The following is an 8,374-nucleotide window of genomic DNA, read 5'->3' on the forward strand; positions in this document are numbered from 1 at the left end:
CCCCACCGCCTGCACAATAACGGCCAGACGATTCAAAATAGCGGCGCGCGCAGCGGCCTGACCTTCTTCCACCGTCAGCTCCTGCCCTACTTTGCCAAAGTATTTGTCGTCCCCGTTCACAGAAATGCCGCCGGAGAGGTGAAGCAGGTTGCCCGTGCGTACGCATTGCACATAGGAGCCTACGGGAGCGGGAGCATCGTAAATGGCGTAACCAAGGTCGGAAAGTCGTTGACGTATTTTATCCATATAGAGCATTTGACAGAAGTTGAGTTGAAAGGATACACCGGAAATAGTTGCATTTCCAGATGCCTTTCATGACATTTTGAACAATTTTCGGTCTGTTTGCACGTAAAATGATTGCCATCCACCTCATTTAGTTGCTATTGAAACAACCCGTACATGATGACCGACGAAACTCCTTCCACAGACCCCAAGCAGCAGATTCCGGACCTTTCCGGCTTGGCCGACTTTCAATTTGGTCCGGCCTGGGCGAGACCGGGAGCCCGTCAGGAACGGCCTGTATCCTACCCGGAACGCAGGTCCGGAGACAGGCAGGGAGGCGACCGCCGACCGCGGCGCGACAACCGTGAAGGCCGTCAGCCCCGGGGGGAACATCGTGTTGACGGTCAAAGCGGCGAAAGAAGGTTTAACCGGGAAGACCGCACGCGCGGCTCCTTCCGCAACCGCCGCGATCAAACTCCCCGCTCCGCCATGGAGGAACCGACGGAAGGCCTGCGCGTGGAGCTGCGCCCCGTGGATTCCGGCCTGGCTGCCCTGCACCAGGAAGTACAGAAACACCGCCGCACCATTTCCCTGCTGGATCTTGCCAAGGTGGTCATGGGTTCCTACGACCGTTATGACCTGGTATTCATGAAGCAGGAAAACGGCCCGGATCTGTACCATTGCAAGCATGGCGACGGCGCCTGCTTTATTTCCCGACAGGAGGCCGTCAAACACCTCTGGCAGTCCACCTGGATGCCCAAATATTACGAATCCGTAGAACAGGAAGTGGAAGCTCCAAAAGGAGATTTCAAAGCCATTGCCAAATGTTCCTTAAACAACGAGCTGATAGGTCCCGTTAATTGGCACGGCTACCAGTCCGCCCTGATGAACCTGCATCGCACCAAATTTGCCAACATGACTTTTGAGGCTTTCCGTTCCAAGATTGTGACGGACAAGAGCGAAGAAGCTGTCCAGGCATGGCAGGAAGCCGTTTCCAAACGCACCGCCTGGAAGCCCGTTCGGGAAGGAGCCTCCGAAGTGCTTCTGGAATCTCCCGCCGCGGTAGAACAGGATTTCGAATCCAACCACTTTGACGAGTGCTATGACGTTACGGACAAGGTGTTCGTCAACGGAGCCGTGAAAAAGAATCACCTCTCCCCCGGTCTGTGGGCGCACCTGATCCAATTATCCGGCACCACCCGCCGCCATCCCAGCATGCTGATTCCCAACCTTTGCCACGGGTTAGCCCGGCATCATATGCCTATTTTCAAGTGGAAAGGCAACCATTACACCGGCCCGGCACGCCCCAAGGCCATGGAAGAAGGCACCGTCTTATCAGATTCCCTGATGTCCATTGCCACCTGGGCGGCCAATAATCCCGGCAAAGGCGTCGATGCCATGCTTAAAGAGCTGGCCCCAGTCCCGGAACAGGAAAAGTCCACAGAAGAAGTAGTAGCCCAGGCCATGGAAAAACAGCAGAATTTGGTTCGTGATCTGCTCTGGCTGTCCGAACAGGGCTACATCCTTGTTTTCTCCAATAACACTGTCAGCCGTCCAAGAACCGTCTCCGCTCAAGCTCCTTCTCCCAAGAAGGCTCCCAAGGAAAAACGGAAACCGGAAGAGAAGGGCCAGGAAGCGCCGGCAACGGACTCCGCTGCACCAGAAAAACAGAAGGCCGCCTCTTCTTCCGAGGCGGCAGCCGCCCGGGAGGAAGCATCTGAAGAAAACAGCGTGGTTACGGAAACTAAAGAATTCCCCTCCGTTCCGGCGGAAGAACTCCCTGAAAATAATATTCCGGAGGAGGTTTCCGCAAAAGCCTGACGCCTTCCCTTCCCCCCCTTCCCGTCATACAGTCCGCAGGATTATCTTGATCCTGCGGACTTTGTTTTGTAGAAGTGGGAAAAATCAACAGGATTTTACAATATGATCAGTACAACAATGGCAACTGCTCTTAATGAGCAAATCAAATGGGAAATGTATTCAGCCAACCTTTACCTGGCCATGTCCGCCTATCTGCAGGATGCCGGTCTGACAGGTTTTTCCCACTGGATGCGCATTCAATATCAGGAAGAAACCGCTCATGCGCTGAAATTTTATGATTTCCTTCTTTCCCGCGGAGGCCAGGTTACAATGCTTTCCATAGACGCTCCGGATGCAAACTGGTCCAATATTCTTGAAATTTTTGAAGAAACGCTGTCCCACGAACAGGAAGTCACTCGCCGAATCAACGAGCTGGTGCATCTTGCCAAGGAAGAACGGGATTTCGCCACGGATATTTTCCTGCAATGGTTTGTCACCGAACAGGTGGAAGAGGAAGAAACCGTCAAGGACATCATCAGCAAATTACGCATGATTAAGGGAGAAGGACAGGGAATGCTGGTTCTGGACAAGGATATGTCAGCCCGCACCTTTACGCCGCCTCCCGCCAACTAGTTGTTGCTATTGTTCTCCGTCCATTCTCCGGAAAAGAGTTCCAGAAAAAATTTACCGGAGAATGGCGGGGGAATAAAATATCTTGCGGATACAAGCATAAGGTTGGCGGCATGCAATGATGTTGCCGACAGTAATGTTTTATTCCATGATTTTCTGCCTGCAATGCTGCAAGCAGCTGGATTTGCTGTATGGCGGCAGCTGGGACGGCAAGCAACGCCGTCTTTCTTATTTTTCAGGAAACAGGCCGACGGATCACAAAATTTTCCGTTGTGCGGAATAGCGAGGAATGACATAAGAACCACTCGTAAACAATAAATGCTGAAAAAATTAATGAACCACGCATCCCCAGCAAACCGATATCATTGAAATGTAATGGTAACGGCTCTAAGTTCCATGGTCGTGAACATTTGATAACGGACCTTCAGAATATGAACATGGACGGCGCAATTGCTCTTTTACACACCGTGCCGATAACCAATGATGCGTCATCTGTAATGGAGCATTTATTAATGCGGTTGATGCGCCCGGCCCTTTCACTGCCGCTGGACTATTTTCAAAATAGGCCGTTCCGGATAATAGGAGTTTTGCAGGTAACCTCTTAGAACCCCGGCAGTCTTTTTCCGGCTCCTTGAGCATTTTCCCCTATTACTTCCGCCAGCCTTTGACTTTTGGGGAAGAAGCAATTTTTCTCTCCCAAAAGCAGAGCGTCATTCCCAAACCGGGTCTGTAACGGCGCTTGCTCCATCAGTATGGGGCAGGTTTCCGTTTGTTCTTTTCCCCTCCTTCCAGGACCGTTTAAAAAGGTTTTTCCTGCCTTTACAAGCGTCATAGACTCATACCGCCGTAAACAAGGAACCGCAACTATCGCGGCAGGAAGGAGGCCATGAAAGAAAGTTTTCAACGCCCCCTTTCTCTACTCTCACGTCAAGACTGCAGAAGTTCCAAGTCCGTCTCAAGGGCAGGAAAATATTGCTTCCCGCTGTATAAAATTTTCCTCCGGCAAGGCTTTATTTCCCATGAAAAGCCTCTGCACAAGAGCCCTCTTCAATCCAGGCTTGTCATGCTGCAACGCCTCTTTATGCCAGATTTGCTGCGGATTCCCGGAAGTTTTGTGAAAAACTACCGTTTATCAATAGCTTATATCTATTTTTAACATGTTATTCACATTCTATATTCAGAATATATCCATTCTATTAACAGTCAACATATTGTATTTCAAATACCATCAAAATGCTTATTATCCGCAAATGTAAAATTTTAATAAAAATTTATATTTTTGACTTGCCCGTAGAAGGACGCGGCGGTAGGTTGGCCGAACCGCCGGCGAGTCTCCGGACGGGTATCGCTATCAACCCTCCCATACATTCACAACGATCATGAGCTCCATTTCCGAAGAAGCAAACAAGCTGGCGGATTTCATCCTGTTCACGCAACGTTCCTGCATTCTGAACCTTTCTTCAGAATTGAATGAGGGCAAGGTTTCCTACCCCCAGTTTTTCCTGCTGACTTATCTGGCCAGCGAAGATTTTCTGAGCATGTCCAGCATTGCCCAGAAAATGGGGCATTCTACCGCGGCCGCTACCGGCATGGTGGATAAATTACAGGAAATGGGCTACCTGAAACGCATGAGCGCAGCCAAAGACCGCCGCAAAATCATGGTCGCCATCACCCAGGAAGGGCGCGATCTGGTAGCTCGCATGCGCCAGAACATCGTTCGGGATCTGGCAGCCTTGATGGCCGGAGCGGATCCGGACGCACGCCAGACGCTTGCCGATACCGGAAAATCCATCAGAAAGCGCCGTTTGGCCTGATTTCCGATTTTTCCTCCCGGTCTCTCCCGGAGAAACCGTTCCCCTGTTGCGGGGAAGTCCTTTTTCTTTCCTTTCTTTTTTAAAAGGGCTTCCGGGGAGATTGTTTTTGCCTGAATTGTGGCATCGTGCTAAATACTGGCAGTCACGAACGCAACAGACCATGGATCTCCATACTTATTTACGCAATTTTCCAGACGCCCAGGGCCGTTTTGGCGAATACGGCGGCGTTTACCTGCCGGACGAGCTGGTTCCCGCTTTTGAAGAAATTACGGAAGCCTACCAGACGATAGCCCACTCCGCCCAGTTCATTAATGAATTGCGGCGCATCCGCAAACAGTTTCAGGGACGTCCCACCCCGGTTTACCACTGCGAACGCCTTTCCCGCCACCTGGGCACCTCTCAAATTTACCTGAAGAGGGAAGATTTGAACCATACAGGCGCCCATAAGCTCAACCATTGCATGGGGGAAGGCCTTCTGGCCAAATACATGGGCAAGAAGCGCATTATCGCGGAAACGGGCGCAGGACAGCATGGCGTGGCGCTGGCTACAGCCGCCGCCTTCTTCGGCCTGGAATGCGAAATTCACATGGGAGCGGTAGATATTGCCAAGCAGGCTCCGAACGTCACCCGCATGAAAATCCTGGGTGCCAAGGTGGTGCCTGTCACGCACGGCCTCCAAAGTTTGAAGGAAGCTGTGGATTCCGCCTTTGAATCTTACCTGAACAGTTATCAGGATTCCATTTACTGCATCGGTTCCGTGGTAGGCCCCCACCCTTTCCCGCAAATGGTGCGCGATTTCCAAATGTGCATCGGCGTGGAAGCCCGGGAACAATTCCTGGAAATGACGGGACTTCTGCCGGACGCCGTCTGCGCCTGCGTGGGCGGCGGCAGCAATTCCATGGGCATGTTTACCGCCTTCCTGGGAGACCCGCTGGATATCTATGGCGTAGAACCCCTCGGCAAAGGTTCCAGGCTTGGGGACCATTCCGCCTCCATCACCTATGGACGCAAGGGCGTCCTGCACGGTTTTGAAAGCATCATGCTCCAGGATGAAGACGGCAATCCGGGACCGGTCCATTCCGTAGCCAGCGGCCTGGATTATCCTTCCGTAGGGCCGGAACACGCCTATCTGCACGACATCGGCCGCGTTAACTATGTCACCGCCACAGACGAGGAAGCCGTGGACGCCTTCTTCAAACTTTCCCGTTACGAGGGGATCATTCCCGCTCTGGAAAGCTCCCACGCTATCGCGTATGCCATGAAGTGGGCACGGGAAAACAGAGGAGGCGCCATTCTGGTAAACTGCTCCGGCCGCGGAGACAAGGATGTGGATTACGTCGTGGAGCATTACGGCTATGGGGAAGACCACCAGTTCCCCGCCTGATTGCCCTGCCTTTCCTCATTTTCGGCGTATGAAGGGTGCCGTCATCCTTCATACGCCATCCTTACGCAAGGCTCTTAACGCAGCCACGCCACCTTTCCATGAAAGAATTGTCCCGTCTGGTTCACCGGAGTTTTCACATTATTCCGCGTCAGGAAGATTTCCGTCCCCTGGCTTTGGGAGCCTCCGGCCGTACGATCGTCCGCATCCATTTTGGCGGCCGCACATGCATCGGCATCCAGTGGGGAAATGACCGTGCGGACAATGATTCTTTTATCCCCGCAGCCCGGCATCTGCACGCCCACGGTGTCAACGTGCCGGAAATTTACGATTATGAACCTCTCGGTCCCGGATGCGGAGCCGCCTTGGTGGAAGACCTGGGAGACGCCAACCTGCTGGCTTTCCGGAAAGAACCCTGGCCTTCCCTGCGCCTGCGCTACATCCGGGCTATGGAACAACTCCATCTGCTTCACTCCTGCCCGTTTCCGGAGGAATTCCCCCTCCAGCCCGCTTTTGACGAGGCCTTGTACCGCTGGGAGCAGTCCTATTTTGCTGAACATTTCCTGGGATCCCACCTGGGGTTGGAACCGGCTTCCTTCCTGAACCATCCCGCCCTGAAAGAGCAGGCGCAGTTTCTGTCGGCCCTTCCGGAATGCCCCGTCCACCGGGACAGCCAGTCCCAGAACGTGCATATCCACGCGGGAAAAACCTGGCTGATTGATTTTCAGGGCATGCGCGGCGGCCGTCCGGAATATGATCTGGCCTCCCTGGTCTATGACGGCTACGCCCGTCTGGAACCGGAACAGGCGGATGAATTGCTCAGGGAGTGGGAAAATATCTCCGCTCACTCCATAGATCACCGTATTTTCCGTGCCTGCGCCCTGCAGCGGATTATGCAGATGCTGGGTGCTTACGCCAATATCGGCCACAACCAGGGAAAAACCTGGTATCTGGCTCAGATTCCCGCCGGGCTGGGACACCTGCGGAAGCTTCTGCCCGGCTCCACGCTTGCAGAACCGCTGGCTGCTATGCTAGCATGATTTTTCCCAGCCCCTCTGATGACGCTTCCCCCCAAATTCCTGCTTATCCTGTCCCTGTTCCAGATTTCCCTGGGGCTGGGCTGGATTCTGGGGTATGTGCTTCTTCCTCCTACCATTTTCTGTTATGAACAGGCAGCGGAACATTTGCTGGCTGGGGAATACCGGACTGTTCGCCCGGAAGGGCTGAATACGGAAAACAGCATCGTCCTCCAGCCCTACGATTACTTCAACAAAGGGCAGACGGCCCAGCTTCCCGTGGTTTCCCTGCACCGGGAATCATCACTGAACAGTTTCGCCTCCTATCCTCCCAATCCCATGGATTACACAGTGCTGTTCCGGCACCTGTATGAACAGGGAGCCAGGAATGTTTACGTGATGTCCCCCATGACCTGGGAAGAAAAGCCGGACAGCATTGTCAAAGCCGCCGTGGGGTATGAACTGGACCGCTTCCTCCACAAGGCTCTGGGCCGGCAAATGAGCGAATCCGCCCGCCGCTCGCCCCTTCCGCCGGATTGGAAAGACTTGATTATTCCCGCTTCCAACATCGTAGGAAAGACGGACCAGTTCCCGCGCGCGGACAGGTTCGTAGGGGAACCTCCGCAAATAACCACGTCAGCCCCCTCCCTGGGAACCGTCGTGGAAAATAACGAGCTGTTTTCCCCAGCTCCGGAAAACAGGGTCTCCCCGCCGCTTTTCATCCGCTGGGGCGGGGATATCATTCCCACTCTTCCTCTGGTGGCCGCTCTGAATGCCCTGGACCTGAAACCCAGTGATGTCAGAATCATTCCGGGAGACACCCTTTTTCTGGGCGGCAAACGCTCCATTCCTCTGGATAAAAACGGCCGCATCCCCCTGGCGGCAAACAGCAGCCCCACCATTCTGGACACGAAGGAAGTGATCGTCCCCGTCATGTCCGGCCTGCGTCCGCCGGATACTACTGCCGTCAGAAAACTGCTTTCCTCTGCGGATGCGGTACTCGTTTCCGAACCATCCGCCCTTTCCGACACGCCGGACGCGCAATCCCTTCTGGCGGCGCAAACTGTCCGCAGCATCATGGGAGCGCTTGCCCCTGCCCCTGCCGTCCTGATTCCCATAGCCCCCGCCTGGGTACAATGGATCATCGTGCTGGACGTCCTGCTTCTGTCCGTATGGGCTTTGCGTTTTCAACGCAGAGGGCGCTTCATCACCTGGGGCCTCTGTATCCTGTTCGTTCCCTTCATTGCATGGTACCTGTTTTCCGCTCATGATACATGGTTCCCCGTCATGACTCCCATAACGGCGGTACTGTGCGTAGCCCTGGCGTGCAGTCTGTTCCCCCAGCTTTCCCCCCCCTCCCGCGATGCAGAGGATGAAGATGAAGAAGACGACGCCCCCCCCTCGTCGGAAGGCAGCGGCGCCGGCCATGTGCTGCCCCCGGACAACTTGTATCAGGAACCCAACGAAGTACCTATCCCCCATCACTCCAAAAGAGAACGCCCCGACTCATG

At 54.0% G+C, this 8,374-nt stretch carries 8 protein-coding genes; 6 read left to right on the plus strand and 2 right to left on the minus strand.

Annotated elements, in window-relative coordinates:
• Positions 1–246: RidA family protein (locus WW58_RS04255; protein WP_046435661.1), on the minus strand; the 246-nt coding region annotated here is incomplete at its 3' end.
• 153 nt (positions 247–399) lie between these two features.
• On the opposite strand from WW58_RS04255, the gene WW58_RS04260 reads away from it, so the two are divergent.
• Both WW58_RS04260 and WW58_RS04265 read left to right on the plus strand, forming a co-directional pair.
• Positions 400–2,043, plus strand: a complete 1,644-nt coding sequence (locus WW58_RS04260) for a hypothetical protein (RefSeq protein ID WP_046435663.1) — start codon at positions 400–402, stop codon at positions 2,041–2,043.
• A 102-nt stretch (positions 2,044–2,145) separates the two neighbouring features.
• Complete coding sequence (locus WW58_RS04265) at positions 2,146–2,655, plus strand: ferritin (RefSeq protein ID WP_022198847.1); 510 nt, start codon at positions 2,146–2,148, stop codon at positions 2,653–2,655.
• On the opposite strand, the gene WW58_RS12950 is transcribed toward WW58_RS04265, so the two are convergent.
• The gene (locus WW58_RS12950; RefSeq protein ID WP_131072251.1) at positions 2,652–2,948 is read right to left on the minus strand and encodes a hypothetical protein; all 297 of its coding nucleotides are present in this window, start codon (positions 2,946–2,948) and stop codon (positions 2,652–2,654) included. The two genes, WW58_RS04265 and WW58_RS12950, sit on opposite strands and share 4 nt — an antisense overlap.
• A gap of 1,083 nt (positions 2,949–4,031) precedes the next feature.
• On the opposite strand from WW58_RS12950, the gene WW58_RS04270 reads away from it, so the two are divergent.
• From WW58_RS04270 to WW58_RS04285, 4 genes are all read left to right on the plus strand, one after another.
• The gene (locus WW58_RS04270) at positions 4,032–4,466 is read left to right on the plus strand and encodes a MarR family winged helix-turn-helix transcriptional regulator (RefSeq protein ID WP_012420734.1); all 435 of its coding nucleotides are present in this window, start codon (positions 4,032–4,034) and stop codon (positions 4,464–4,466) included.
• A 160-nt stretch (positions 4,467–4,626) separates the two neighbouring features.
• Positions 4,627–5,850, plus strand: a complete 1,224-nt coding sequence (gene trpB / locus WW58_RS04275) for a tryptophan synthase subunit beta (RefSeq protein WP_022198845.1) — start codon at positions 4,627–4,629, stop codon at positions 5,848–5,850.
• A gap of 98 nt (positions 5,851–5,948) precedes the next feature.
• Positions 5,949–6,887, plus strand: a complete 939-nt coding sequence (locus WW58_RS04280; RefSeq protein ID WP_022198844.1) for an aminoglycoside phosphotransferase family protein — start codon at positions 5,949–5,951, stop codon at positions 6,885–6,887.
• Between the two features lie 18 nt (positions 6,888–6,905).
• Positions 6,906–8,374 (plus strand): hypothetical protein (locus WW58_RS04285; protein WP_022198843.1); only part of this gene is annotated, 1,469 nt, incomplete at its 3' end.

It is taken from the genome of Akkermansia sp. UNK.MGS-1, from assembly GCF_000980515.1.
Lineage (GTDB): Bacteria > Verrucomicrobiota > Verrucomicrobiia > Verrucomicrobiales > Akkermansiaceae > Akkermansia > Akkermansia muciniphila.

Bases quoted from the DNA above. Each gene is read 5' to 3' on its own strand.
- WW58_RS04260 (WP_046435663.1), top strand. From the start codon at position 400: ATGATGACCGACGAAACTCCTTCCACAGACCCCAAGCAGCAGATTCCG.
- WW58_RS04265 (WP_022198847.1), top strand. From the start codon at position 2,146: ATGATCAGTACAACAATGGCAACTGCTCTTAATGAGCAAATCAAATGG.
- WW58_RS12950 (WP_131072251.1), bottom strand. From the start codon at position 2,948: ATGTCATTCCTCGCTATTCCGCACAACGGAAAATTTTGTGATCCGTCG.
- WW58_RS04270 (WP_012420734.1), top strand. From the start codon at position 4,032: ATGAGCTCCATTTCCGAAGAAGCAAACAAGCTGGCGGATTTCATCCTG.
- trpB (WP_022198845.1), top strand. From the start codon at position 4,627: ATGGATCTCCATACTTATTTACGCAATTTTCCAGACGCCCAGGGCCGT.
- WW58_RS04280 (WP_022198844.1), top strand. From the start codon at position 5,949: ATGAAAGAATTGTCCCGTCTGGTTCACCGGAGTTTTCACATTATTCCG.